Origin of the sequence: Chryseobacterium elymi, assembly GCF_003385495.1 — a bacterium.
In the GTDB taxonomy this organism is placed as follows: Bacteria; Bacteroidota; Bacteroidia; order Flavobacteriales; family Weeksellaceae; genus Chryseobacterium; species Chryseobacterium elymi.
In genome coordinates this window covers 1-435 of record NZ_QNUH01000075.1, presented here as the reverse complement: position 1 = coordinate 435, position 435 = coordinate 1, and the positions used below count along the sequence as shown (strand labels likewise).

At 37.7% G+C, this 435-nt stretch carries 1 pseudogene; it reads left to right on the top strand.

Annotated elements, in window-relative coordinates:
• Positions 1–435: pseudogene (locus tag DRF60_RS21325) on the top strand (hypothetical protein); the annotation flags it as partial.

Below are 435 nucleotides of genomic sequence, written 5' to 3'. Positions count from 1 at the left end.
CAAGAAAGATGCAAATGATGTATCAGGAAAGCTTATTTCAAAAAGTGAGACAAAGTATGATAATCCTGCTAATTTATTTCCAACATCTGTATTATCTTACGATTTACAAAACCCTACAGTTTCATCCACAGAAGTTACCTACGACAAATACGATTCCAAAGGCAACCTCCAGCAGTACACCGCAAAAAATGGTATCTCAACAACGATCATCTGGGGTTACAACCAAACCCAGCCCATCGCAAAAATAGAAGGCGCAAAATTATCAGATATTTCCCAGTCTGCTATTGATGCTATCGTAAATGCATCCATTAATGATGCCCAGCTAAATACCGAAGCATCAGAACAGTCACTGATCTCAGCTTTAGATCTGTTCAGAAATAATTCTGCATTGTCAACTTATCAGATCACTACTTATACTTATGATCCTCTGATTGG